General features: G+C 64.5%; 22 protein-coding genes and 1 tRNA gene. 17 read left to right on the top strand and 6 right to left on the bottom strand.

The window, feature by feature from the left end; genetic code table 11:
* The first annotated feature begins 10 nt into the window (after positions 1-10).
* The 9 genes from IGS58_RS17485 (at position 11) to IGS58_RS17445 (ending at position 12,127) form a co-directional block, all read left to right on the top strand.
* Positions 11-985, top strand: coding sequence for an acetyl-CoA carboxylase carboxyltransferase subunit alpha (locus IGS58_RS17485; protein ID WP_034756951.1), 975 nt, complete (start codon positions 11-13; stop codon positions 983-985).
* A gap of 145 nt (positions 986-1,130) precedes the next feature.
* On the top strand, positions 1,131-2,549 hold the full coding sequence (gene tilS, locus IGS58_RS17480; RefSeq protein WP_230522166.1) for a tRNA lysidine(34) synthetase TilS: 1,419 nt from the start codon (positions 1,131-1,133) through the stop codon (positions 2,547-2,549).
* Positions 2,550-2,745: 196 nt separating this feature from the next.
* The gene (locus IGS58_RS17475; protein WP_034784049.1) at positions 2,746-3,993 is read left to right on the top strand and encodes an aspartate kinase; all 1,248 of its coding nucleotides are present in this window, start codon (positions 2,746-2,748) and stop codon (positions 3,991-3,993) included.
* A 110-nt stretch (positions 3,994-4,103) separates the two neighbouring features.
* Positions 4,104-4,196 (top strand) — tRNA-Ser (locus IGS58_RS17470).
* A 370-nt stretch (positions 4,197-4,566) separates the two neighbouring features.
* Positions 4,567-6,618 carry a multicopper oxidase family protein gene (locus IGS58_RS17465; protein ID WP_230522165.1) on the top strand — a complete coding sequence of 684 codons (2,052 nt, stop codon included), beginning with the start codon at positions 4,567-4,569 and terminating at the stop codon, positions 6,616-6,618.
* A 76-nt stretch (positions 6,619-6,694) separates the two neighbouring features.
* Positions 6,695-8,389 (top strand): tyrosinase family protein, encoded by a 1,695-nt coding sequence (locus IGS58_RS17460; RefSeq protein ID WP_230522164.1) that lies wholly within the window; start codon positions 6,695-6,697, stop codon positions 8,387-8,389.
* Positions 8,386-8,745, top strand: coding sequence for a hypothetical protein (locus IGS58_RS17455; protein WP_070259248.1), 360 nt, complete (start codon positions 8,386-8,388; stop codon positions 8,743-8,745). The genes IGS58_RS17460 and IGS58_RS17455 overlap by 4 nt, the downstream gene beginning before the upstream one ends.
* A 47-nt stretch (positions 8,746-8,792) precedes the next feature.
* The gene (locus IGS58_RS17450) at positions 8,793-10,979 is read left to right on the top strand and encodes a LodA/GoxA family CTQ-dependent oxidase (protein ID WP_230522163.1); all 2,187 of its coding nucleotides are present in this window, start codon (positions 8,793-8,795) and stop codon (positions 10,977-10,979) included.
* Complete coding sequence (locus tag IGS58_RS17445) at positions 10,979-12,127, top strand: FAD-dependent oxidoreductase (protein ID WP_230522162.1); 1,149 nt, start codon at positions 10,979-10,981, stop codon at positions 12,125-12,127. Before IGS58_RS17450 ends, IGS58_RS17445 begins: the two co-directional genes overlap by 1 nt.
* 7 nt (positions 12,128-12,134) lie before the next feature.
* Here IGS58_RS17445 and IGS58_RS17440 read toward each other — a convergent pair whose 3' ends face one another.
* Complete coding sequence (locus IGS58_RS17440) at positions 12,135-12,446, bottom strand: hypothetical protein (protein ID WP_230522161.1); 312 nt, start codon at positions 12,444-12,446, stop codon at positions 12,135-12,137.
* Entirely contained in the window at positions 12,443-13,273 is an 831-nt protein-coding gene (locus IGS58_RS17435; RefSeq protein ID WP_230522160.1) for a PoNe immunity protein domain-containing protein, read from the bottom strand. Before IGS58_RS17435 ends, IGS58_RS17440 begins: the two co-directional genes overlap by 4 nt.
* Before the next feature lie 247 nt (positions 13,274-13,520).
* On the opposite strand from IGS58_RS17435, the gene IGS58_RS17430 reads away from it, so the two are divergent.
* The 7 genes from IGS58_RS17430 to IGS58_RS17400 all read left to right on the top strand — a co-directional run bounded on the left by IGS58_RS17430 (position 13,521) and on the right by IGS58_RS17400 (position 18,757).
* Positions 13,521-14,138: a hypothetical protein gene (locus IGS58_RS17430; RefSeq protein WP_230522159.1), complete on the top strand. Its 618-nt coding sequence runs from the start codon at positions 13,521-13,523 to the stop codon at positions 14,136-14,138.
* Positions 14,139-14,412: 274 nt separating this feature from the next.
* A complete protein-coding gene (locus IGS58_RS17425; protein WP_230522248.1) occupies positions 14,413-14,952 on the top strand; it encodes a DUF2325 domain-containing protein in 540 nt (179 codons plus the stop codon).
* A gap of 58 nt (positions 14,953-15,010) precedes the next feature.
* A complete protein-coding gene (locus tag IGS58_RS17420) occupies positions 15,011-15,847 on the top strand; it encodes a TlpA disulfide reductase family protein (RefSeq protein ID WP_230522158.1) in 837 nt (278 codons plus the stop codon).
* Positions 15,848-15,970: 123 nt separating this feature from the next.
* Complete coding sequence (locus IGS58_RS17415) at positions 15,971-16,246, top strand: metal/formaldehyde-sensitive transcriptional repressor (RefSeq protein ID WP_034784058.1); 276 nt, start codon at positions 15,971-15,973, stop codon at positions 16,244-16,246.
* Positions 16,247-16,256: 10 nt separating this feature from the next.
* Positions 16,257-17,222 (top strand): CDF family Co(II)/Ni(II) efflux transporter DmeF, encoded by a 966-nt coding sequence (dmeF, locus tag IGS58_RS17410; RefSeq protein ID WP_070259236.1) that lies wholly within the window; start codon positions 16,257-16,259, stop codon positions 17,220-17,222.
* 91 nt (positions 17,223-17,313) lie between these two features.
* Positions 17,314-17,655 (top strand): zinc ribbon domain-containing protein YjdM, encoded by a 342-nt coding sequence (locus tag IGS58_RS17405; protein ID WP_034784061.1) that lies wholly within the window; start codon positions 17,314-17,316, stop codon positions 17,653-17,655.
* A 67-nt stretch (positions 17,656-17,722) separates the two neighbouring features.
* Positions 17,723-18,757 (top strand): RNA methyltransferase, encoded by a 1,035-nt coding sequence (locus tag IGS58_RS17400; RefSeq protein WP_230522157.1) that lies wholly within the window; start codon positions 17,723-17,725, stop codon positions 18,755-18,757.
* A gap of 39 nt (positions 18,758-18,796) precedes the next feature.
* On the opposite strand, the gene IGS58_RS17395 is transcribed toward IGS58_RS17400, so the two are convergent.
* Positions 18,797-19,201 (bottom strand): hypothetical protein, encoded by a 405-nt coding sequence (locus IGS58_RS17395; RefSeq protein WP_230522247.1) that lies wholly within the window; start codon positions 19,199-19,201, stop codon positions 18,797-18,799.
* Positions 19,202-19,487: 286 nt separating this feature from the next.
* Between IGS58_RS17395 and IGS58_RS17390 the strand changes: the two genes are divergently transcribed.
* Positions 19,488-20,165 (top strand): phosphoribosylanthranilate isomerase, encoded by a 678-nt coding sequence (locus tag IGS58_RS17390; protein WP_230522156.1) that lies wholly within the window; start codon positions 19,488-19,490, stop codon positions 20,163-20,165.
* Here IGS58_RS17390 and IGS58_RS17385 read toward each other — a convergent pair.
* The 3 genes from IGS58_RS17385 to IGS58_RS17375 all read right to left on the bottom strand — a co-directional run bounded on the left by IGS58_RS17385 (position 20,162) and on the right by IGS58_RS17375 (position 25,851).
* The gene (locus tag IGS58_RS17385; RefSeq protein WP_070259230.1) at positions 20,162-21,070 is read right to left on the bottom strand and encodes a LysR family transcriptional regulator; all 909 of its coding nucleotides are present in this window, start codon (positions 21,068-21,070) and stop codon (positions 20,162-20,164) included. The genes IGS58_RS17390 and IGS58_RS17385 overlap by 4 nt on opposite strands.
* Positions 21,071-21,268: 198 nt before the next feature.
* A complete protein-coding gene (locus IGS58_RS17380; RefSeq protein ID WP_230522155.1) occupies positions 21,269-21,784 on the bottom strand; it encodes a 4'-phosphopantetheinyl transferase family protein in 516 nt (171 codons plus the stop codon).
* Between the two features lie 11 nt (positions 21,785-21,795).
* Positions 21,796-25,851 (bottom strand): Pls/PosA family non-ribosomal peptide synthetase, encoded by a 4,056-nt coding sequence (locus tag IGS58_RS17375; protein ID WP_230522154.1) that lies wholly within the window; start codon positions 25,849-25,851, stop codon positions 21,796-21,798.
* Positions 25,852-25,907 lie beyond the last annotated feature (56 nt).

The raw sequence follows: 25,907 nt of genomic DNA, 5'->3' as shown, positions 1-25,907 counted from the left end.
TGGAGGTACAATGACTAAAACGACTTTCCTCAATTTTGAACAGCCGATCGCGGAACTCGATTCCAAGATCGAAGAGTTGCGCTTCGTGCAAGACGATTCGGCCGTCGACATCTCGGAAGAGATCGACCGCCTGGCCAAGAAGAGCCAGCAACTGACCAAAGATATCTACGCCAAGCTGACGCCTTGGCAAGTGGCGCAGATCGCGCGCCACCCGCAGCGCCCCTACACCATGGATTACGTGAATGAAATCTTTACTGATTTCCACGAATTGCATGGCGACCGCAGCTACGCGGACGATCTGTCCGTCGTCGGCGGCCTGGCCCGCTTCAACGGCCAGCCGTGCATGGTCATCGGCCACCAGAAGGGCCGTGACACGAAAGAGCGCGCGATGCGCAATTTCGGCATGCCGAAACCGGAAGGCTACCGCAAGGCCATGCGCCTGATGAAAGTGGCTGAAAAATTCAACTTGCCCATCTTCACTTTCGTCGACACGCCGGGCGCCTTCCCCGGCATCGATGCGGAAGAGCGCGGCCAGTCGGAAGCCATCGGCCACAACCTGTACGTGATGGCCGAACTCAAAGTGCCGCTGATCGCCACCATCATCGGTGAAGGCGGTTCCGGCGGTGCGCTGGCGATCGCCGTGGGCGATGCCGTGCTGATGCTGCAATACTCGACGTATGCCGTGATTTCGCCGGAAGGCTGTGCCTCGATCCTGTGGAAGAGCGCCGAGCGCGCCTCCGACGCGGCCGAAGCGCTGGGCCTGACGGCGCACCGCCTGAAAGCCATGGGCCTGATCGACAAGATCATCAACGAACCGCTGGGCGGCGCCCACCGCGATCCGAAACAGATGGCCACCTTGCTGAAACGCGCACTGGCCGACACCCTGCGCCAGTTCCACGGCATGAAAACCAAGGACTTGCTGGCCGCGCGCCATGAAAAACTGCTGAGCTACGGCAAGTTCAAGGAAACCACGCCGAGCGAGTAAGTCATCGCCGGTCGGCGTAGGTCGGCTTAGCGCAGCGTAAGCCGACAAGACGTAAGCCGACAAGATAGTAAAACACCAGGGACAGTCCGCTAAACGACACCATCCGTTTAGCCGCCTGTCCCTCTTTGCATTCCCGGAGTCCACATTGAAAAAGCAACAAACCGCCACCGTCGCCGATATCTTTGCCAGCGCGCTGGAAACCTGCGGACCGCAAGCCGGCGAGACGGTCGGCATCGCCCTGAGCGGCGGCCTCGATTCCTCGGCCCTGCTGCACCTGGCGCATGCCTGGGCGCAAGAGCATGGCGTGGCCTTGCACGCGTTTCACGTACACCACGGTCTGAGCCCGAATGCGGATGCCTGGCTGGCCCATTGCGAGCAATTGTGCGCCGGCATGGGCATCGCTTTCGAAGCGCGCAAGGTCACCTTGGAAAAGAATGCGAAGACGGGCACGGAAGAGGCGGCCCGCAAGCGCCGTTATGCGGCATTGGGCGAACTGTGCGCCACGCATGGCGTGCGCCTGCTGCTGACGGCCCACCACCAGGATGACCAGGCTGAAACGGTGCTGCTGCAATTGCTGCGCGGCTCCGGCACGGCGGGCCTGTCCGGCATGGATGGCGCCAACAGCGCGCCCGAGCTGCTGGGCAACCCGGACCTGGTGATGGCGCGCCCGCTGTTGCCCGTGTCGCGCAGGCAACTCGAGGCCTATGTGGCGAAGCATGCGATCGCGCACATCCACGATGAATCGAACGACGACCCCCGTTTTGCCCGCAATGCCTTGCGGCACCAGGTGATGCCTGTGCTGGCGCAGGCCTTTCCCGGCTTCCAGGAACGTTTTGCGCGCAGCGCCCAGCACGCGCAATCGGCGCAGCGCCTGTTGACGGAACTGGCGACCCAGGATTTGGCAGCGTGCCTCGATGGCGATTGCATCGAACTGGCGAAATTGCGCGGGCTGAGCGCGGACCGCTGCTACAACCTGCTGCGCCACTGGTTCGGCACGCGCGGCCTGCGCATGCCGTCGACGGCGTGGCTGGCGGAAATGCTGGCGCAGCTGCTGGAGGCGCGGCCCGATGCGCAATTGCTGGTCACGCATCCCGAATGCCACGTGCGGCGCCACCGCGACCGGCTGTACCTGACGCCCAAGCTGAATGACCTTGCCGGCATGCGCGAGCGTGACGATGCGGGCATTCCCGGCCTGGAAAAAGCCAGCCAGGAGTTTGCATGGAAAGGCGAGGCCAGCCTGGCCTTTCCCGCGTATGGCGGCGTACTGCATTTCGATGCGGTGGAAGAAGGCGGCCAGGGTATCGATATTGCCTGGTTGCAAGCTCAAACCTTGACCATCGACTTCCGCCAGGGCGGTGAGCGTCTGAAACTGGCCCTGAACCGTCCCACCAAGAGCTTGAAATACCATTACCAGGCGTTCGACGTGCCCGCCTGGGAGCGCGAACGCCTGCCCCTTGTCTGTGCGGCGCAACAATTGCTGTACGCGGCTGGTATTGGCCTCGATTGCCATTGCCTAAGCCTGCTGGACCGTCCCCGCGTCGCCTTGCGCTGGCTCTCCTGCTGAGCGTAAGGACAGCCGCCACGGCCCCTCCCGGGGTGGCCGGCAAGCGGCTGTTCAAGCCAGCTGGACTGCATGGATTGGTTATTTCCATATGCGCAATCGGTATGAGCTAATGCGCTTTTTAGCTTGTTATTTTGCATTGCGGCATGTAGAGTAAAGCCCTCCTTTTTTATTCTTCTTGAGCGGAAACTTCACTCTTATGGCTTTAATCGTCCACAAATATGGCGGTACGTCGATGGGCTCGACTGACCGTATCAAGAATGTCGCCAAGCGCGTTGCCAAGTGGCACGACGCTGGGCATCAAATCGTGGTGGTGCCATCCGCCATGTCGGGCGAAACCAACCGCCTGATTGGACTGGCCAAGGAAATCATGGATCAACCCGATCCCCGTGAACTTGACATGATCGCCTCGACAGGCGAACAAGTGTCCGTCGGCCTATTGTCGATGGCACTGCTGGCGATCGGCAAACAAGCCGTATCCTATGCTGGCTGGCAAGTCGCGATCAAGACCGATTCCGCCTTTACCAAGGCACGCATCCAGTCGATCGATGACGAAAAAGTCAAACGCGACCTCGATGCGGGCAAGATTGTCATCATTACCGGTTTCCAGGGCGTCGACGAACACGACAACATCGCGACCCTGGGCCGCGGCGGTTCCGACACTTCGGCCGTGGCGATCGCCGCCGCCATGAAGGCGGCCGAATGCCTGATCTTCACGGACGTCGACGGCGTCTACACGACCGACCCGCGCGTGGTCTCCGAGGCGCGCCGCCTGAAGACCATCACCTTTGAAGAAATGCTGGAACTGGCTTCGCTGGGTTCCAAGGTGCTGCAAACGCGTTCGGTGGAATTTGCCGGCAACTACCGCGTTCCCACGCGCGTGCTGTCGTCGCTGACCGACCCGATGTTGCCGCTGGAAATAGAAGCCAATTCAGGCACCCTGATTTCGTTTGAGGAAGATACAAACATGGAACAAGCAGTCATCTCCGGCATCGCCTTCAACCGCGATGAAGCCAAAATCACCGTGCTCGGCGTGCCCGACCGCCCAGGCGTGGCGTACCACATCCTGGGACCGGTGGCGGACGCGAACATCGAAGTCGACATGATCATACAGAATCAGTCGGTCGACGGTAAAACGGACTTCACCTTTACCGTCTCGCGCGGCGAATACGCGCGCGCGCTGGCCGTGCTGGAAGCGAACCGCGAATCGCTGGGCGCGGCCAGCATCACGGGCGACGCGAAAGTGTCGAAACTGTCCGTCGTCGGCGTGGGCATGCGCAGCCATGTTGGCGTCGCATCGCAAATGTTCCGCACCTTGTCGGAAGAGGGCATCAACATCATGATGATCTCCACTTCCGAGATCAAGATCTCCGTGCTGATCGATGAAAAGTACATGGAACTGGCCGTGCGCGCGCTGCATAAAGCGTTCGAGCTGGAAAAAGCTTAAATATCCAAAAATATTGCCCCACGCCCTTGACCAAAGGGGGGGCAATCGATATTATGACGTTCGTCGCTGCAGCGCAGTTAGCTACAGAGACATAGTTGAGTAATCAGCTAGGAGACGTGGCCGAGTGGCCGAAGGCACATCCCTGCTAAGGATGCATACGGCTTATACCTGTATCGTGGGTTCGAATCCCACCGTCTCCGCCAGAATCAAATAAAAAAGCCTCCCCTGCGGGAGGCTTTTTTATTTGTCTGGACGGAACGGTGGGATTCGAAGGGCTGGGCCATGCCGGCCCAGCCCTCTCCGAATCGCCCAACCACCGCGCTCCGCGCGGCACGTTGGCCGCGCAGCGGCCAACGCCGTCCCCTCACCTCAGGCTCTGGCGGCAAGCGCCCCCTCTGCATCAGCCCCCATCAGTACCCTCATTCCTACCCCCATCCCCGCTCAGCAATAAAAACAACAAGTGACTTAGTGTGAGTATTGACTCTTTGTCATTATGGATAATAGCAATGTTGCTAATAAAAAATACGCATGCCCAGCCATGCTTCCATTGCCGAGTCCAATCAAGGAGTTGTCATGTCCAATCGCCTTCCCCGCAGCTGCCTGTCGCTGTGCCTGGCCGCCATGCCGTTCGCCTGCGGTGCCGCCTTCGCCGCGGAAACCACGGTGAATATGAATCTCGACCTGAACCTGAAGTCCGTGCCCAAACTCGAGCTGCGCCTGCTGCAGGAGCCGCCGAAACTGAAGGCGCGCGCCAGGCCCGCCAATCGCGCGGCGAGCAAGCGCGACGAGTACGAGAAAGCGTACGACCTGTACATCCGCTACGCCAACGGCAGCATCTATAACCCGACCACGGCCAAGCATGACAAGGTGCGCCTGCGCTCCTACCAGCAGACGAGCGGCCTGGCGCTCGATGGACGCGACGAGAATGCGGCCACCTTCATGGCGCCCACCGTCGTGATGGCGCCGGGGCAAACCGTGCGCTTCAGGTTGTACAACCAGTTGCCGGTGCTGCCGGCCGAGCAGTGCGCGACGGACGATATCAATGCGCCGCGTCCGCCTGGCTGCTTCAACGACACCAATCTGCACTCGCATGGCCTGTGGGTCTCGCCTTCGGGTAATAGCGACAATGTGCTGATATCGATCAAGCCTGAGGTGGATTTCGAGTACGAATACAATATTCCCATCGACCATCCGGCCGGCACGTTCTGGTATCACCCGCACCAGCATGGCGCGACGGCGATGCAGGTCGCCAGCGGCATGGCCGGCGCGCTGGTGGTCGAAGGCGACCGCTATCCGACCGACAAGGCAAATGGCGACCTCGACGTCGTGCTGAAGCAATTCCAGCCCGACGATGGCAGCGGCAGCGCCGGCGAAGTGATGCTGCTGCAGCAAATTCCCTATGACTGCCCCAGCAACAGCCTGACGCCGCTGAAGTCGTGCGACAAGGAGGCGGTGGGCATGCTCGAGGATTTCAAGCAGGTCAAGGATCCCGATGCCTGGCTGATGTCGGGCCGCTATACCTCCGTCAACGGCAAGGTGCAGCCGGTGATGAAGATGGATACGCAGCGCCTGTACCGCTGGCGCCTGATCGACACGGGCTTCCAGGCTTCCGTGGTGCTGCGCATCCGGCGTGCCAACGATCCGCAAAAGCTGTTGCAGGCGCTCGGCGTGGCCAACCAGGACAAGGACGTGATGGAATTGTGCGATGGCGAGGACGTCACGCAATTCGAAGTGGCCAGCGACGGCCTGACGCACGACAGGATCATCCCCAAGACCCTCAATTACCTGCAGCCGGGATACCGCAGCGACATCCTGTTTTCGCTGCCGAAGGCCGGCGCGTATTGCGTGTATGCGGAAACGAACCTCAATAACATGACGACGATGCATGATGTGAACAACACGCGCCTGATCAGCGTGATCACGGCCAAGACCAGCGCCAAGGCTGCCGCGCGTGCCAGGGCGGGCGAGTCGCCGCGCGATTTCCTGCTGGCCGAGTTGCGCAATGCCGTCAAGCGTCTGCCCGTTGCGCAGTTGCCCGACAGCGTCAAGGGCACCATCCTCGGCGATCTGGAGAATGGTCTCAAGCTTGCCAAGTTCGTCCCGCATGCGGGCTTCAGCGCAGAAGCAAAGGACGCGATGCGCGGCAAGAAGAAGGAGTATGCGACCTTCAATATTGCCAAGTTGGATGGCAAGACCCGCTTCATGGTGGAAGGCAAGCCGGAAGACTCGCCGGTACCCGAGCTGAAGTATGTCTATGATCCGCACCGCGTCGACCACACGCTGGTGCTGGGCACCGAGCAGATCTGGGAGCTGGCGTCGAAGAATGGCAGCCACCCCTTCCATATCCACGTCAACCCCTTCCAGATCATCGGCATCACCCGCACCGACGGCGGCGCGGTCGATGCGCAATACAGGGATCTGCTCGGCACGTGGAAAGACACCTTGCTGGTGATCCCCAACCACAAGATCGAGATCGCCACGCGTTACCAGCGCTACATCGGCGAGTACGTGCTGCATTGCCACATCCTCGAGCATGAAGACCAGGGCATGATGCAGAACGTCAAGGTGGTACTGCCGGATGGCAAGGGTGGCGGCGAGATGGGCGGACATGGACACGGACACTGACCGTTCCTGGCGGGAGCGCGCCCGGCGCGCTTCCGCCCCTCCCAACCTGCTTCTGGAGCAACTGCCCATGTTACGCATGAAAACTTCACTCCTTCCCCTCCTGGCCGGCCTGCTCTGTGCAGGCGTCTGTAGCGGGGCGCAAGCGCAGGCGGCCGTATCTTGCCGCCCGGAACTGCTGGCCCAGGCGGAGCCGGGCGGCGCGCGCGTCGTGCGCTACCGCAAGAATATCGATGAACTGACCCCGGCCGAGCTTGACGCCTTCAAGCATGCGGTGAGCGAAATGAAACGCAAGAGCCAGGAAAACGTGTACGACCGGCGCGGCTTCCTGTGGCAAGCGTGGGTGCATAACTGCACTTCCGTCGACGTCTTCAATGACCGCCAGGCGGCCTTGCCAGGCGACAGGCTGAAGCAGTTGCTGGGTGATCCCACGCGCAACAGCTGCGACATTGCCTATTTTCTCGACAAGGTGGCGACCGAGGACAATGCCCACGAGGAATTCCCCGGCGAGTGCGAACACCAGAAAAACACCTTCCTGCAATGGCACCGGGCGCAACTGTATTTCTATGAGCAAGCCTTGCAGGCGGCCGACCCGAACGGCGAGCGGGGACCCAGCACGCGCAATGTCGCGCTGCCGTACTGGAACTTCACCCGCAAGCCTTCCGGCGTGCGCTACCCGAAAGCCTTCGAGGACGTCGATTCACCGCTGTACGACGCCACGCGCAAGAGGGAGGGGCTCGACAGCTCGCTGGCCACGGCTTCGCCCAACTTGCTGGCCTACCAGATCTACTACATGGATTGGGCCGATTTCGGCGGCGACGAATACGGCAGCCTGGGCGGCGGCAACCTGGAAACAAAAATCCATAATCACATGCACGCGACCTATATGGGCGGCAACATGGGCGATAACGTCACGGCCGGCCTCGATCCGCTGTTTTATGCCTTCCATAATTTCCTCGACTACAGTTTCGAGAAGTGGCTCGACGAGCATGGCGATGCAGGCATACGCGGCAGCGGGCGCACGGCGTTCATGCGCAGCGAGCAGGACGCCAGCCTGTCCCGGCCCGTCGGCTGGAGCGCAGGCAGCGGCGATGCCCAGCGCGGTGATTCGGGCGACTACACGGCCAACATGGGGCAGGCGAACCTGTACTTCGACACGATCCGGCAGGGCTATGGCTTCCAGCCGCGCTATGGCGGCGAGTTTGCCCGCAAGAAGGATATCCAGGCCCTGATCGACCGGCACCAGCAGGCGGGGTTTGTATTCGGCGACAACCAGAAAAGCCTGTTCGCCGCCTTGCTCAGCGACGATGCGGCCGATGGCGCGGTTGCCAGGCCAGACCTGACCGTCACGGGGGCCTACAAGATCCCGGCGCGGCGGGTCGCCAGCGACAAGCGGGCCAACATGGTGCTGGACCGCGCCCATGCGGACGAAGACTACAGTTTTCAGGCCGATATCTACCTGTATCCGGCCAACGTGGCCGCGCGCATCGGCGACAAGTCGTTCCGCGACCGCTACCTGGTGACCAGCACCAGCCACTGGGCCTTGTCCGGCCATCACCAGCATGACAAGTATGTCATCGAAACGGATATCACCGGCATCGTCGACAGCCTGGTTCCCAAAAAGCGCAGGCAGGCCTGGCGCATTACGGCGGCCATCACCACGAATGACAAGGGCCGCGGCCTGATACGGCAAGGCGATTTTTCCACGCCCGTGATCCAGCTTGTCGACCGGCGCAAACCTGCCGAACCCACGTATGAGGAGAGCAAGCCATGAGCGAACTAACCAGCTTCAAGCGCGATGTGCAGGGCCTGTTTTCCCGCTATGTGGCCGACATGAACAAGGTCAAACTGTCGAATCCCGATTCGACGGGCGTGCAGCGGCTGTATCTGAACGACTATGCAAGCGTGAAGGCGTTTGCGTGGCAGATTCAGGTGGCCATCCACGGTTACGACTATGACAGCCGCAAGGAAAAATGGCTGGTGGAGGCCGGGCACCGCCTGCGCGCGCCGGGAGGGCGGGAAGGCGAGTATGTCAAGTCCGCGCCGCACCCGATGCCGCCCGACGGCCCGATGCCGCAGGAAGGCATCGATATCTTCGACCAGTGGGTCAGGGACGGCATGCAGCCGTGATGCGTTGGCCAACCGGCACAGACACCCTTGATGATCAGGAGTTCAGCATGGCATACACAGGTTTGAGAATTCACCCGGCCATCGGCATCGCCCGCGTCGGCAACAGCGAAGAATACTATCTGGGCCCGGAAAGCCCGGCCGGCATGCCGCTCGATGGCCAGGATGGCACGGGCGGCTTGCCGATCCGGCCCGGCACGGAAGACACGGCAATCGCCAGCACCGAATTGCGCGACGCGAGCGGAAAGCTCAAGCGGCAGGCGGCCCGCTTCCGCATTTACCAGTATGCGTTCGACGCGGCGGACGGCGTGGAAGCCTATCCGCTGGGCCGGCGGGGCGCGGCGGCCGAAGTGACCATCGGCAGCATGGTCGACGGCAAGATCGTCAAGGACATCATCTGGACCGTGCACCTGGCCAACAAGAAAGCCAATAGCTGGGAGGGCGGGGACGGCATGGCGCCGTTTGAAAACCAGCGCGCGCCGGCCCTGCGCAATCCGCACTTTGGCGAGCCGGGCTCGCCGCACTTCGGCACGCCGGCCGACCCGCTGCGCCTGAAGCTGCTGGTCATCGACCCCGGACCGCGCAGCGTGCAAGCCACGCGCCAGTCGGTGCAGCGATTTGACGCCGCCACGCCGCCGTCGTGCGCGGAGGCGGCCAGCGGCGCCGTGCGCAACCTGCCCGACTACCCTGTGTCGTTCCCGCGCGGCGGCCAGCCTGGCGCGCCGGCGCAGGGCCCTGGCGCCATCATCGCGTCGCTGGGCGCCATCACGACGGAAAAGCATGGCAGATTGCTGGTGCTGGGCGGCTATGGCAAGGCATGCGGCTTCGACGCGCAAGGCAATTACTCGGCCGCCGCCGTCCTGCACGACAATGTCAACAACGACAACTGGTTCGATGACGTGGCCGATGGCCCCGTCACGGCCATGCTGCTCTTCGCCGACGGCACGGCGCGCAGCGTCGAGGGCAGCGCCTGGGTGATATCGAGCGACCCGTCGTATGCGCCGCAAACGGCGAACGTCGTGTCGCTGTGGGACGACCTGTATTGCACCTGGCTGGAAAAAATGGCGCTGCGGCCCGCCGTGTATGCGGATGGCAGCTACCAGACGGGCTACCGGAGCAACTTCAGCACCGACGTCCAGCCCATCCTGCGCGCGGCCTCGCTGCAGCGCTGGACGACCAGCTTGCCGCCCAGGGCGATCAAGGAGCACGACTTGCTGGGCAAGATGAAGGCGGCAGGCCTGACCTACCCGATCATGAATTTCATCCGCCATCCCGACCAGACGGGCGCGCCGTCGCTGAAGCCGCAAATGCCGCTGTCGCTGGGCGATGCGGGCAGCAGCCTGCTGACCCTGACCCGTGCCCAGTATTTTTTCATGGATCAATGGGCGCATGGCCAGTATGTGGCCGACGGCGGCGATTTCCTGCTGGGCGCGGGCGAAGCGCTCGACCGTACCGTCCTGTTCAACTGCCTGGGCGGCCGCTACAGCCCCGGCATCGAGATGGGTTTTATCGTGCGCGACCCCGGCCTGTACCGGCAGGCGTGGCGGCGCCATGATGGCGGCGGCCCGTTCCGCATCAATGCACAGCATCTCGATTACCCGGCCGCCGTCAGGGACCGGCCTTTCCTCGGCGCCGGCTATATGCCGCTGCGCGGCGGCGAAGTGCAGCCCGGCGACGTGTCGAAGTTCATGGCCTTGCCGTGGCATACCGATTACAACTCGTGCGCCACGCATCTGCCGGACCCGAATCCCGGCGGCACGGTGCGCAATAACCAGCAGGCGATCGATGCCGCCACGGCGATCAAGGGCAATGGCTACAATACCTTGCTGTATTCCTCCTGGCCGGCGCAGCGGCCCGTGGCCGTGTACACGTACGACGACGTCGTCGCCAACGGCGGCGAATTGGCGACGCCGCGCTACTCCGTGCGCGGCAAGGGCACGCGGGCCGATGGGGTGCCGTCGACCACCCCGGAGAATGCGGAAATCGACCGGCCCGCCATGCATGTGGGCCGTTACCAGGACCGCGCGCAGTTCCTGCTGAACTGGCACCGCATCGGCGTGGTTGTGCAAAGCACGGCGATTGCGCGCAAGGCGGGCGAGAAGGCCATCTGCAAGGATTACTACCTGGAAGTCGAGAGCCTGTTCGACAGCGATGAAAGCAACCTGGTCGAGTATTGGCGCAACACGGCCATCGACAAGGTGTACCGGCCGAAGCCGCAGTCGAAACCGAAGCCCTGATGGCGGCGGTAACAGACAGTCCCGGCGCGGTAGCGCCATCGCGGCAGCGCTACCGGGTCGCCATCATCGGCGGCGGCCCGGCCGGCTGCGCCTGCGCGCTGGCGCTGGCGCAGCATGGCGTGCACGACGTGCTCGTGATCGAGGCGGGCGACTACGCGCAATTTCGCATCGGCGAGAGCATTCCGCCCGAAGCCAACCGCCTGTTCCAGGCGCTGGGCATTGCGCAGGAATTTTTCGCCGAAGCGCACGCGCCTTGCCATGGCAGCTGTTCCTGGTGGGGCAGCGCCAAGCGCGGCTACAACGACGCGCTGCTGCATCCGCTGGGCCACGGCTGGCACCTGGAGCGGTCCCGCTTCGATGGCTTCCTGGCGCGCCAGGCGCGCCTGCGCGGGGCGGAAGTGCTGCTGCGCGCCAGCCTTGCCGCGTCGACCCCGGCGCAAGGCGGCGGCTTTGCCCTGGAATTGATGCTGGGCGATCCGGCGCACCTGCGCCCGGCCAGCATCCATGCCGACCTGGTGGTCGACGCCAGCGGCACGCGCGCCGTCTTCGCGCGCCAGCGCGGCAGCCGCAAGGTGGAAACGCTGCCGCTGGTCTGCCTGGCCATGCGCTTCACGGCGCCCGATGGTCCCCGTTCCGGCCTGACGCACCTGGAAGCCGTCGAACATGGCTGGTGGTATGGCGCCCACCTGCCCGACGCCACCTTGCTGCTGGCGTTCTACAGCGATGCGGCCACCGTCAAGGCGCGGCGCCTGCAGCTTGCCGGACACTGGCTGGCATGGCTGGCGGCCGCGCCCAATACGGCCGCGCTGGCCCGCGGCGCGGCGCCGCTGGCAGGCGGCGTGCAGAGTTTTCCCGCGCCGTCCTACTGCCTCGACCAATTGCATGGCGACGGCTGGCTGGCCATCGGCGACGCCGCTTCGGCCTACGATCCCGTCACCTCGCAAGGCATCGTCAAGGCGCTGGCCAACGGCATGGCGGCCGCTGGCGCCATCGCCGGCCACACCACCCTGGGCGCGGTGGCGTACACGGTAGCGCAGCGCCATGCGCAGTACCTGGCGCAGCGCCAGCAGTATTACGGCTGGGAGCAACGCTGGCCCGCTGCGCCGTTCTGGCGCCGCTTGCATGCCGGCGCGCAACTGCCGGCCTGAACAACCATCATGGCGCGCGGGCCGCTGCAGCGGCTTGCCGGTCGCACGCCGCCAGGGTGCCGCTGCATGCGGAAAACGTTTCCAGATAGGTGATGGTTTTTTCGTACTCGTCAATCAGGTAGCGCAGTTGATATGCCCCGTCGGCAGATTCCCCGGCGGTCTCGTCCTGCAGCCTGTACATATCTTTCAAAAAGCGTTTTTGCCGCGCCAGTTCCCCAGTCAGGCGCGCCTTGCGCTCGGCGGCACGCGACAGCGCGGGCAGGGCGAAGTAGAGTCCTGCAACCACGGTGACGGCGGCAATGGCGGCGACGGCTTTCATGCGCAGGGGCCGATCCCTTGTATCCGGCAGAATGCCGCCAGGTCGGCCGGATAGAAGGACGCGTCGCGATAGCTGCTGTCGTCGATGCCGAGCACGCTGGTGATGGCGGCCGCTTCCCACGACCAGTAGCCCCAGAACGACGTATCGCGCCGGTGGCTGCCGTAATAGGGCTCGCGGCGGCTGGCGTCATACCATTGCCGCAGGTAATCCTGCATCAGCGCGGGACGCGCATCTTTTTCTGCCGCGAATATCTTGAGTGTGTTGATGTAGGGCAGGTGGCGCGTGCATGCGGGCCAGTCGCTATCCCTGCCGGCGACGAAGCAGGCCAGCAGCCGTTCCAGCAAGCCATCCTTTTCATGGTTGTTGAAATCGATGACCGGCGCCAGCTTGGGCAGCAAACTGCCCCAGCCGAGCAGAATGCCGAGGCAGACCATGCGGTTGACTTGTTCATACGCGTCGCCGGGCAGGGCGAAGTGGGGAAATCCCTGTTCGGCTTCACTGGCCTGAGCGTCAAATATCATGTCATACCGGGCAAACGCCAGCCAGTAGCCGAGTATCGTGGGATACGACGCGCGCAACTCGTCGAGCGGGTGGCCGGCGCTGTAGGCGAGGGCGAGCTGGTCGATCCCATCCCAGGCCCGCTGGCGCGTAGCCGTCATGAAGTTTTCTGGTGGAATATTTCGCAGCACTTCTTCCGGCTGTTGCAAGCCGGCTTCCACCATGTCGTAGCCCTCGTCCTGGCTTTCCTTGCTTTCAAGATAGATGGCATATGACAGCCGCGGTTCCCTGCGCCTGGCCAGAAAATCCTGTTCGTCCAGCGTTTGCATTCTTGTTCCTTGTTCCAGGCCGGGCATGCGCATCTGGAGCGCATCCGGATACAAATGGTATGGTGACGGTACGGTAGCTCAATGATTTGTTTGCAAGATTGCACCTTAGAAAGAGTGATCGAACAAGCGTGATTCAATTGAATCGTGTGCCAGAAAGAAATATACAAAATAGCTACTATGAGCGACAAGATGGCGCGCCCTGGGTATTTGTCGACTGCCATCGTCTTCCACATGAACCGGAGCAAGCATGAGTATGATGAAATGCGCGATGCAATGCGCGGCCGCCGCGGCCCTGTGTTCCACCCTGTCGCCCGCCATGGCGGCATCCACGCCGGCCGCACCCCCGTTTCTTGACGTGCTTGTCTATCAGTACGCCAATTGCGTCAAACCCTCCTACCATCAGACTGACCTGCTGGTGCAGGACGGGACGGGGCGCTACCAGATCGACGTCAAGGGCGAGGCCTACACGGTCGAGCTGCAGCAACGCATGGGTTTTTCGCTGCAGGCGGGCATTGACGGTCCCGTGGCGGCCGTCGTCAAGCTGGACCGGCCTCCAGAGGGGCAGTTCGAGGAGCAGGCGCGCTGGCGCGAACGCTGGCTGCGCGATGTGGCCGAGCGCAGCGGCGTGGCGCTGGACGAGCGGACGCTTGCGGGCGGCGCGCGCCTGCTGACCGTCAACAAGGGCGAGATCAGGGGTCATTATGTAGGGCAGTCCCTGCTGATCGATCCGGCACGGTTGTTGTTCATCGATATGGCGTGGCCGAACACGCTGGGAATCTATCGTGGCCCTGACGGCCTGCGGCAGGTGCGGCAGGTGCAGGACGACGTATGGCAGCGCCTGCTGTCTTGTTCACCGGCTGCGTGACGCTGGCGGCCACCCGATACCCCTACTGCGCGCACGCGCATAGACAAATAATAATGATTCTCATTTATAATGCGGCTCAATGGGGTGGCGATGGGCCGGCGCCATGGCGCCATGCATGGTGAGGGAGGGCATGATGGGCAGTATGTACGGCAATGAGGATTTGATCGCGCATGAGCATCGCGTGCTGATGGGCGAGTATGGGAGGGCGCAGGCCCGCTGCAGTGCGCAGCTGGCCGCGCAGGCAGCGCGCATCGCGCAGCTGGAATCGGAATTGATGCGCGCGCGGGCGCAGGTGGTGATCCGCGATACGAAGCTGGCGCTGGCGCGCGACGAACTGGCGGACCTGGCGGCCGCGGCACCGGGCCTGCCCACGCGGGCACGGCTGGCGCGCAAGGTCGAGTGGCTCAGCGAGCGGGTGCAGGACCTGATGCGCGAGTTGCTGCGCCTGCAGTGGGTGCCGTCGCCCGCCTTGCAGGCCGACGTGCGCGAAAAAGCCGTGCTGTATGTGGGGAGCTATCTGGAGCAGAATGCGGGCCTGCAGGCCGCCGGCGCCAATGTGGCGCAGCAGGCCATCGAGCAGGCCGGCGGGCGCTTCCTGCATCACGCGGGCGGCGACGATGGCGCCGACGATGCGGCGGCGCTGGAAGCGGGCCTGGTGGCGGCCGACCTGGTGATTTGCCAGACGGGCTGCGTCAGCCACGACGCCTACTGGCGCGTGCATGACCACTGCAAGCGCACGGGCAAGCAGTGCGTGCTGGTCGACCAGCCGCAAGCCATGCATTTCGTGCGCAAGGAAGCGCTGGCCGCTTCTTAACGCCCGCTTAATCCGCATGGGCCACAATGGCCGTCCCTCGACGCTCCTGAAAGCGCCCATGCTGTCCCTGCAAATCGGTCCCCTGGCCCTGCCCACGGGCCTCGTCCTGCTGTTCGTTTTCCTGTGCGTCGCCTACGGCGTGGCGGGCTGGCTGCGGCGCTATCGCCAGCTGCCGGATGCCGGTCCCCTCGTTTCCGACATGCTGATTGCAGGCATGCTGGCGGCGCGGCTGGCATTCGTCTTGCGCTGGCATGAGCAGTATTTCAGCTCCCCCTCGGCAGCGCCCTGGTCCATCATCAATATCCGCGATGGCGGTTTCATGGCGCCGGCCGGCATCGCGGCTGCCCTGGCCATCGCCGCGTGGCGCTGCCGGCGTCCCGCCATGGCGACCATGCGCCGTCCGCTGGCCATCAGCGTCGCGTCCGGCGCGCTGGCCTGGGGCGTGCTGAGTGCAGGGCTCTCGCTGGCCTACGACAAGCCGGTAGCCTTGCCTGCCGTGGCGCTGCGGGCTATCGGTGGCGCGCCGGTGACCCTGGCGGCGCTGGCCGGCGGCAAGCCCATGGTGGTCAATCTGTGGGCCAGCTGGTGTCCGCCATGCCGGCGCGAGATGCCCGTGCTGGCTGCCGCGCAGCAGGCGCGCGCCGATATCGTCTTCGTGTATGCGAACCAGCGCGAGGATGCGGCGGCGGCCAGCGCTTTCCTGGACAGGAGCGGTGTAACCCTGCGCAATGTGGTGCTCGACAGCGAGGCGGCGCTGGGCAAGGCGGCCGGCTCCTCGGCCCTGCCCACCACCCTGTTTTATGATGCGCAGGGGCGACTGGTCGATACGCACCTGGGCGAATTATCCGATGCCTCGCTGGCCAGCAAGCTGCAGAAGATCGCCCCCGCGCCCTGACGCGGAGACGCCTTGTTGACGGAGCCGCCATCGTTCGCGCGATGCGCGGCTTTTTTGCGCCTGGCCGTGGCCGTAGCGGTTTCTGATAGTATACCCCCCTATAGTATTTATTGAGGTGAAATCATGGGACACACGGCGCACAACAAGACCAAGTTGCTTAATCGCGTCAAGCGCATCCGCGGCCAGGTGGAGGGCCTGGAGCGGGGCCTGGAAGAGGGGCGCGACTGCGGCGAAGTGCTGCAGCTGATCGCCGCCGTGCGCGGCGCCGTGAACGGCCTGATGGCCGAAGTGATCGAAGAGCACTTGCGCGAGCATGTGGCCAGTCCCGATATCTCCGGCGACGAACGGGCCAGGGGCGCCGACGACATCGCGGGCATCCTGCGCACCTACCTCAAATAAGGAAAATGCCATGAAAGCGCAATCCCTCGGCGAAGACCTCTCCGCCTGGCAGCACGAACACGTTTTTGACAGCAGCAATGGCAGGGCCGAACGCCGTGCGCGCATCGTCATGTGGATCACCCTGGCCACCATGGCGCTGGAAATCCTCGCCGGCTGGTGGTACAACTCCATGGCCTTGCTGGCCGATGGCTGGCATATGAGTTCGCACGCGCTGGCCATCGGCCTGGCCGCGTTTGCGTATGCGGCCGCGCGCCGCTATGCGCGCGACCCGCGCTTTGCCTTCGGCACGTGGAAGATCGAGGTGCTGGCCGGTTACACCAGCGCCATCCTGCTGCTGGGCGTGGCCGTGCTGATGGTGGCCGCTTCCGTCGAACGCCTGTTCTCGCCGCAGCCCATCCACTATCCGCAGGCGATGGCCGTGGCGGCCTTCGGCCTGGTGGTCAACCTCGTGTGCGCGCTGATCCTCGGCGGGCACCATGACCATGACCATCACCATGGTCACGGCCACGACGAGCATGACCATCACGGCCACCACCATGGCGAAGACCTGAACATGAAGGCCGCCTACATCCACGTGCTGGCCGATGCCGCCACGTCCGTGCTGGCCATCCTTGCGCTGGGCGGCGCGTGGGCTTACGGCTGGCGCTGGCTCGATCCCGTGATGGGCATCGCGGGCGCCGTGCTGGTGGCGCTGTGGGCGAAAAAACTGATGCAGGAGACGGGCAAGGTCTTGCTGGACCGCGAAATGGACCATCCGGTGGTGGATGAAATCCGCGAGGCGGTGGAAGTGGAAAGCGCCGGCGACACGCCACGCATCGTCGACCTGCACGTGTGGCGGGTCGGAAAGCAGCTGTATTCGTGCGCCTTGTCCGTCGTCAGCCGCGATCCCGCGCTGACAGGCGCCGAGCTGCGCGCGCGCATCGGCATCCACGAGGAAATTGTCCACAGCACCATCGAGATTATTCGCCGTCCTTGACAATGATGGCGAAAAAAGCGCGCTGATGCGGGGCGTAGGCACTATACTGTCGGCTTTTACAGCACGCGCTGTTCACCAGACAGAGAATAAAATGAGCACATTACCACCATGCCCGCAATGCAAGTCCGAATTCACGTACGAAGATGGCAGCCAGTTGATCTGCCCTGAATGCGCGCATGAATGGTCGGCCACGGCTGGCGAAGCGGCGGAAGAGGGCGCTCGCGTGTACCGCGATGCGGCCGGCAATATCCTGCAGGACGGCGACACGGTCAGCGTCATCAAGGACTTGAAACTGAAGGGCGGCGGCGGTGTCGTCAAGATGGGCACCAAGGTCAAGAACATCCGCCTGGTTGACAGCGACCACGATATCGACTGCAAGATCGACGGCTTCGGTTCCATGAGCCTGAAAACCGAGTTCGTGAAAAAAGTCTAAGCTCCTCCTTGCCATCCGCGGCGCGCCTCGCATTCCTGCCGGCGCGCCGTTTTTTATTTCAGACGCCATGCAAATCGACCATCTCCGCCAGCGCCTGCGCGCCCTGGGCGCCAAGCCCCTGCATGAACAGCGCGTGCTGCGCGACTGGATACAGGGCCAGCCGCACGACCAGGGCCGGCGCCGCGCCGAGGATTTTTTGCCGCTGCCCGTGCGCGAGGCCTTGCCTGCGCTCGATCTCGAGCTGCAGGGCATGCTGAAATTGCTCAGCACCCATCCGGGCGCTGACGGTTCGGCGCGCCTGCTGGTGGGACTGCACGATGGCCAGACGGTGGAAAGCGTACTGCTGCCGCGCGATGGCCTGTGCGTGTCCAGCCAGGTCGGTTGCGCCGTCGGCTGCCAGTTCTGCATGACGGGCCGCGATGGCTTGATACGGCAAGTGAGCAGCGGAGAAATTGTCGCGCAGGTGGTGCTGGCGCGCACCCTGCGCCCCGTGAAAAAAGTCGTCTTCATGGGCATGGGCGAGCCGGCGCATAACCTGAACAATGTGATGGAAGCGATCGAGCTGCTGGGCACCGAGGGCAATATCGGCCACAAGAACCTCGTGTTTTCCACCGTGGGCGACCCGCGCGCCTTCGAGCGCCTGCCGCAAGGGCGCGTCAAGCCGGCGCTGGCCCTGTCGCTGCACACCACCAAGCCGGAGCTGCGCGAACAGTTGCTGCCGCGCGCGCCCAGGCTGTCGCCGCAGGAACTGGTGGACTTCGGCGAGTCGTATGCGCGCCTGACCGGCTACCCGGTGCAGTACCAGTGGACCCTGATGGAAGGGGTCAACGATGGCCAGGATGAGATGGATGGCATCGTCGCGCTCTTGCAGGGGAAATATGCGGTGCTGAACATGATCCCGTATAACACCATCGACGACTTGCCGTTCAAGCGCCCCAGCTGGGAAAAGGCGCGCGCCATTGCCGCCGGCCTGCACGCGCGCGGCGTGCTGACCAAATTGCGCGATTCGGCCGGGCAGGACGTGGAGGGCGGCTGCGGACAGTTAAGGGCGCGTGAAGCGAAGGGCAAGGTCATTCCCATCCGCGCCAGCGTGACGGCGTAGGTCGGATTAGCGGAGCGTAATCCGACATTCGCACTCGGCTCACACCCCACCCAGCAAATCGTTTTCATTCAAGATCGCAAACGCGATCTCGGGATGTGCGGCCAGGCAGCGGCGCACGGCGGCCGGAATGGCGGCGCGCGTCTTGCGGCACAGGCCGGGCCGCTCCAGCAGGCGGATCTGGAAGCCGCGCACGGTGCGCACTTCGCCGCTGCCCGGTGCAATCTGCAATTCCACGCCCAGGTTGCTTTTCAGCAGCAGTTGCAGCTTCTGCAACTGTGCATGGGTGGCGATGCCCTCGATGTGCGCCAGCAGGCGCTTTTCTTCCGTCAGGTTCAGGCGCAGGATGGCAAGGTCCGCCTGCGCATCGTCGAGCAGCCGCTCGCGTTCGCAATCGCACAACTGCGGCGGGCACTCCTTGCGGATTTCAAAATCGACGATGCGCATGCTGGTGTTCCAGTGACGTTCCAATGGCGATTCCGGATAAAGCAAGTATCGTCCGCCGCCTGGCGCATGTCAATCAGCGCGGGCTGACGATCAGGCGCCAGCGTATCGGCCCCTGCTCGCTGCTGCGCTGATGGTGGTTTTGCGGCGGCATGACGTGGCCTTCCGTCGAGATGAGGTGGGCGCGCCCCATTCCGGCACACAATCGTGCGCGGCCTTGACCGCGTGCCTTGGCGTGCGCGCCGCCCTGTGTTGTAATGTTGATCATCCGGACTGAACACGCAAGGCCATGAGAACCCGCATCAAGATCTGCTGCATCGCTTCCATCGACGAAGCGCAACTGGCCATTGCCGCCGGCGCCGACGCGCTGGGCCTGGTGGCGGCCATGCCATCCGGCCCCGGCCCGATTCCCGACGCGCGCATCGCGCAGATCGCCGCCTGGACGCCGCCGCCCGTGGCCACGTTCCTGCTGACGTCCGAGACGACGGCGCAAGCCATCGCCGAACACGTGCGCGCCACGCAGCCGTCCACTGTACAGATCGTCGGCCATATCGACCCCGGCGAAGTGGCGCAGCTGGCGCGCTTGCTGCCGCACGTGCGGCGCGTGCAGGTGATCCACGTGGAAGGGCCGCAGGCGTTGGAGCTGATACCCGCCTATGCGCCCCATGTGCATGCTTTTTTGCTCGATTCGGGCCGCCCCGGCGCGCAGGTCCCGGAACTGGGCGGCACGGGCCGCACGCATGACTGGTCCGTCAGCGCGCGCTTCGTGCGCGCCAGTTCCCGTCCCGTTTTCCTGGCAGGCGGGCTGGACGACACCAACGTAGCCGATGCGCTGCGCCAGGTGCGCCCCTACGGCATCGACCTGTGCTCGCGCGTGCGCACGGATGGCAAGCTCGATGTCATGAAACTGGCCTTGCTGATGGCGGCCGTGCGCGACGTGGATGCGGCGCTGTATGCGGAGGGTTAATCCGCCGCCGCCAGCGCATTCATCTCGCGCACGAACGCCTCCGTAAACGCGGCCACCATGCCGCTGGCCGCGCGCGGCGAGATCAGGCCGACGACGGAATGCGACTCTTCGTCCGGCAGCGCAATAAAACGCACGCCGGGCGGCGCCACCAGGCGCATGCTGTCAGGGACGATGGCGATGCCCATATTGGCTTCGATCAGGTTCAGCTGCGATGTCTTGCGCGACAGGGCGCGCGCCGCCTTGGGGAAAAAGCCCTGCGCCAGGCACAGGCCCGCCACCAGGTAGCTCAGGCCTCCGCGGTCCTTGTGCGGGATCGAGACGAAGGCTTCGTCGCGCAATGCCGCGATGGTCGTGCGCTCCAGCGCGGCCAGGGGCGACGTCGCTGACACGGCCACCACCAGCTTTTCTGTAAACAGCTCGCGCACGACGATGTTGGCATGCTTGCGCAGGGTGGGCAGGCGCACCAGGCCCAGGTCGGCGCGGCCTTCCTCGATGTCGGCGGCCTGGTTTTCCGACGACCCTTTTGATACATCGAGCGAAACGCCGGGGAACTGCGCCAGCAGGCGGTTCAGCACCGCGCCGATGGCGGGCGTGAGGGTGACGGAGCTCGAATGCAGCAGGCGGATGATGCCTTGCGCCCCTTGTCCCACGTGGCGCGTCTGGCGCACGGTTTCGTCGATGTCTTCGAGGATGCGCTTGGCCCGCTCATAAAAGACCTGTCCCGCGGGCGTCAGTTCGATATGGCGCGCGTCGCGCGTGAGCAGCAGAGCCTGTACTTCACCTTCCAGCTCCTTGATTTGCCGGCTCAGGGCCGACTGCGCGATATATAATTTTTCCGCCGCGCGCGAGTAGCTGCCCGCATCGACGACTTCGACAAAATAGCGGAACTGTCTGATGGAAATCAATCGTATACCTTTTCGAGATCGGAGACTGCCTGATTTGATATTAGCCTGGCCCCGGTGTTCGCGTTACAGTGGGCTGGTCTGCTGTCACTGCAAAGGAAAGACCATGCTGGAATTGATCGGGGTGCTGGGATTGCTCGTCAGTATTATCGTAAAACTGATTTTCGTCCAGATCGGCGGAGCTGGCAAAGGGAAGGAAGACTAATATGCCAGGGTCGCCACATGCGGCGCCGGCAACGCAAAGTCGTGCAAGCGGCAAGCCGGTGCTACCCCGTTCCACTCCGTCAGTGGCAAGCCCGCACGCTTGAGCGCCGCCTCGCGCGTCGTCCACGCCTGCGCCAGGGTCAACGGGCGCTGATCGGCGGAGCAGGCGCTCAGTTCAGCAGCCACCTGCGGCCCCAGATAGTCGCGCGCCAGCTCAAACCAGTCGGGAATCTCCTGCACCCGCATCACGTCGATGCCGACAGGGCCATGCAGGCCGATGGCGGCCAGCGAGATTCCCTCGTCATGGCTGAACGACAGGCTGGCCGTGCTTCCAGCCAGCAGCAAGCGGGGAGGGGTGCCCGGCGTTGATGCCACCGAAATCGCCCCGATACTGACATCCAGCCAGCGGGCCGCCGCCTCGCGCACGGCGGCGCGGATGCGCCACCGGGCTTCGGCGCGCGGCAGCACGGCGGCGATGCCGATCACCAGCACGCCGTCTCTTGAGAAGAGCACCTTATCATCCATCAGTTGCGCAGCGGCGCCGCCGGGCAACCGGCCCAGTTGCTGCCGGCGGGGATGTGTTCCCCCTTCATCACCAGGGTCAAGGGGCCCAGGCGCGCGTTGTCGCCGACCTTGGCGCTGTACAGCACGGAGCTGCGCGGGCCCATGTAGACGCGCTGGCCGATCTCCACATGGTCGATCTTCATCACGCGGTCTTCGAACAAATGCGTTTGCGGGCAGGTCAGCGCGTTCAATTCGCTGTAATCGCCGATGTGCACGCAGTCGAATTCCGTGATATCGGTCGTATCCATGTAGACGCCGCGGCCGATCTTGCAGCCGAACAGGCGGAAGGCCAGCGGCAGCCACGGCGTGCCGCGCAGGTAGCGCATGAAGTTGGGTACGGCGATGCCTTCGTACAGGTTGGTCACGCCTTCCGAAATCCACACGAACGGCGTCCACATGGGCGCCGCATGCTTGCGGTAGCGTCCCAGCAGCAGCCACTTGAACAGCACGACCACCAGAAAATTGCCGATGCCGTAGGCCAGGCCGGCAATCGCCAGGTCGCTCACCACTTCGCCCCAGCGTCCCGCCCCCGCGATCGGCATCACGTCCAGCACCAGGGTGTAGCCGACGGCGATCACCACCGCGTGCGGCGCGACGATGCGGAACGCTTCGATCAGGCTGCGGCCCAGGCGGCGCAGCAAGGACGGCTTGAAGGTCAGGTGCTCGGCAAAGCCGCTGACCTGCTCGCGCGCGGGCAAATGCATGGGCGGGGAGCCCAGCCACGTGTCGCCGCTGTGCATCTGCTCATTGCGCGGCGCATGCGTGTGCACGCCGATCAGCACGTGTTCGGGCAGCGTGGTGCCGTCCGGGATGTAGCTGCCATTGCCGACGAAGCTGCGGTGCGAGATGACGGTGGGGCGCATGGTCATCCAGCCGCCGTCGATCTGCTCGTCGCCCAGCATGACGGCGTCGGCGATGAAGGTGTCGTCGCCCAGGGTCAGCATGTCGGGCACCACGCCCAGCGCCGTGGAAATCTCGGCGCCCTTGCCCACCTTGGCGCCCAGCAGGCGGTACCAGTATGGCGCGTACACGGTGGCGTAGATGCCGTGCAGGACGTTCAGGCTCGATTCCTGGATATGGCTGACCAGCCACTTGGCGCAATAGATATTGCTGTGCACGGGCGAGCTGCCCGGCTTCAAGCGGGGCAGCGCACCCCAGCGGATGGCGGCCGACAGCAGGGCCGTGAGCACGATCAGCACGGCGCTGGCGGGGAAGGCCAGCAGGAAGTAGCGGGCCAGCTGGGTCGTCACGTCGCGGCCCTGCAACCACGGCATCATTTCGCGCTCGTCGAACCAGTCGATCAGCACGAAGCTGGGGAAGACGGGCATGAAGAACAGCACCGCGATCAAGACCATGCCGAAGCAGAAGAACACGGTTTCGCCCGTCAGGCGCAGGCGCGAGACGGCGGGGCGCGGCGGCTGGCTGGCCACGTCAAACGCGCCAATGTCGCGCGCGGGCGAGCCCGTCCAGACGCGACCGGCGGGTACCGCCGCGCCATCGGCCAGCGCCGACTGGCCCTCCAGGTGGCCGAACGCGCCCACTGTGGTATTGCCTTCCATGATCGCGTAAGAGCTGATGCAGGCGTCGTCGCCGATGCTGATGCGGCCCAGCAGCAGACGGCCCCGCTCGACCCTGGCGTTTTCAAAGTTGACGGCATTGCCCACGCTGACGTTGTCGCCGATGACCAGCAGGTCGGGCGCGCGCAGGGTCATCGAGCCGATGACCACTTCCTTGCCCACCTTCGCGCCGAGCGCGCGCAGCCACCAGCTATTCAGGGACGAGCCGCTGAGCAGGTAGGCGGGCGCCGATTCGACCAGGCGGTCGGCCAGCCACCAGCGGTAATACGTGACGCCCCACAGCGGATAGCTGCCCGGTTTCAAACGCCCGGCGATCAGCCACTTGCCGGCAATTGCAATGGCAAATTCGGCCAGGGTCGCCAGCAGGAACACGCCGATCGAGGCGGCGATGGCGCGCGGCACGGTATCTCCAGTGTCGCCCGTGAAGAAGTGGTAAGTGAAGAAGGGCGCCATCCACTGCGCCATGCGCAGGGTGACGAGGCCAGGCACGGCTGCCGCCTGCGCGGCGCCGCACAGCCAGCGCTTCATGGTGGACGGCGGCGTCCACTCCGCCTCCGGCGTGGCCAGCGCGGGCGCCTCGCTCAAGACGGCGGCGATCTTGCCGATCTGCCGGTTCTGGTAAATGTCGCGCACCGTCATGTGGGCGTAGGCCGGATCCGTTCGCAGGGCGGAGGCCAGGCGCGCGGCCAGGAAGGAGTGGCCGCCGAGGTCGCTGAAGAAGTCCAGCTGGCGCAAAATCGCCTGGCCCGGGAACAGCTTGGCCAGGGCCGCGAACAGGGCCGCTTCGGCCGGCGTTTCCGGCACGTCCGAGATCCCCGCCTCGCCTGCCGGCGGGGCGGACAGGGGCATGGCTTTCAAGGCCTTCCTGTCGATTTTTCCCGAGGTCAGGCGCGGCATCAGCGGCAGCAGTTCAAAACGGCCCGGCACCATGTAGGGCGGCAAATGCAGGTTCAGGGCCGCGCGCAGGGTCTTTGCCGCCAGGGCGTCCTCGGGCGCCTCCTCGCTGCCGACGATGTAGGCCACCAGCTGGTCGATGCCGTCATCCTTGCGCAGCAACACGGCCACCGTGCCCACGCCCGCCTGCTGCGCCAGCACGGCTTCGATCTCGCCCAGCTCCACGCGGAAGCCGCGAATTTTCACCTGGTCGTCGGCGCGGCCCAGGCACAGCACCTGGCCGTCCGCATCGATGCGGGCCAGGTCGCCCGTGCGGTACAGGCGCGCGTCATCCTCGCTGGTCGCCCACGGGTTGGGCAGGAATTTTTCCACCGTCAGATCGGGCCGGCCCAGGTAGCCCTCGGCCAGGCCGGGGCCGATGATGCACAGCTCCCCTGTCTCGCCGCGCGGCAGCAGGGCCAGGGAACGGTTTTCTCCCGGCTCGGCCACCTGCAACACCAGCAAGCCGTAGTTGGGCAGCGGCGTGCCGATGGTGACGGGTTCTCCGGGCCGCAGCCGCGCCAGGCTGCACGAGACGGTCGCCTCCGTGGGGCCATAGGTGTTGAACATGGCGCGGCCCGGGCGCGACCAGCGCTCGACCAGGGACTCCGGGCACATCTCGCCGCCCAGGTTGATCAGGCGCAAACTGGGGACTTCCTCGGCGAACAGGGCCAGCAGGGTCGGCACGGCGTGCAGCACGGTGACCTTGTTCTCGGCCAGCGCGCGCGGCAAGGCTTCCGGGTCGCCCGAGATATCCTTGGGACCCAGCCACAGGGTGGCGCCCACCAGGTAGGCGATCCAGATTTCCTCGAACGACATGTCGAAGGCGACGGAAAATCCCTGGTAGACGGTGTCGCTTTGCGCCACTTCCAGCACGGCGTTTTCGCTGCGCAGGAAGTGGCAGATGCTGCGTTGATTGATCAGGATGCCCTTCGGTTTGCCCGTGGAGCCGGAGGTGTAGATCACATAGGCCGGGTGTTCGGGCAGCACGGCGCCGCGCGCGGGCAGCACTTCGCCCGGCGCGGCGGGGGCCAGCAGGCTTTCCGCCGTCCACACGGGACGCTTGACGCCGGCGTCCAACAGGCGTGGCGCGAATTGCGCGCAGCTGACGACGCCTGCGCCATTGGCGTCATCGAGGCACACTTGCAGGCGCTCGACGGGCGTGTCTTCATCGACGGGCAGCCAGGCGGCACCCGCCTTGGCGATGGCCGCCTGCATCAGCAGCAGATGGGCGCCGCGCGGCAGCCACAGGCCCACGATGTCGCCGGGCTTGACGCCGGCCGCCACCAGGCGCGACGCGGCCCATCCCGCCTGCGCGTCGAGCTCCGCATACGTGATGCGGCGTTCGCCGTCGATCAGGGCGATCTGTTGCGGATAGCGGCGTGCCGTCGCTTCCAGCAGGTCGGCCAGTACTTCCTCGCGCAGCAGATCCGGTCGCGGCGGGCCGTACAGGATGTCGGCGTGGGTGGAAGGAGTGCCTGGGCTGACTGCGGTGAAATCGTTCATGGATGACGCTTATCTGTAATGCGGAGTGAAGAATCTGATGGGCTGCGCATGGCGCG

Source organism: Janthinobacterium sp. EB271-G4-7A, assembly GCF_020858075.1.
Lineage (GTDB): Bacteria > Pseudomonadota > Gammaproteobacteria > Burkholderiales > Burkholderiaceae_D > Janthinobacterium > Janthinobacterium lividum.
This window is presented reverse-complemented; position numbering and strand designations above follow the sequence as displayed.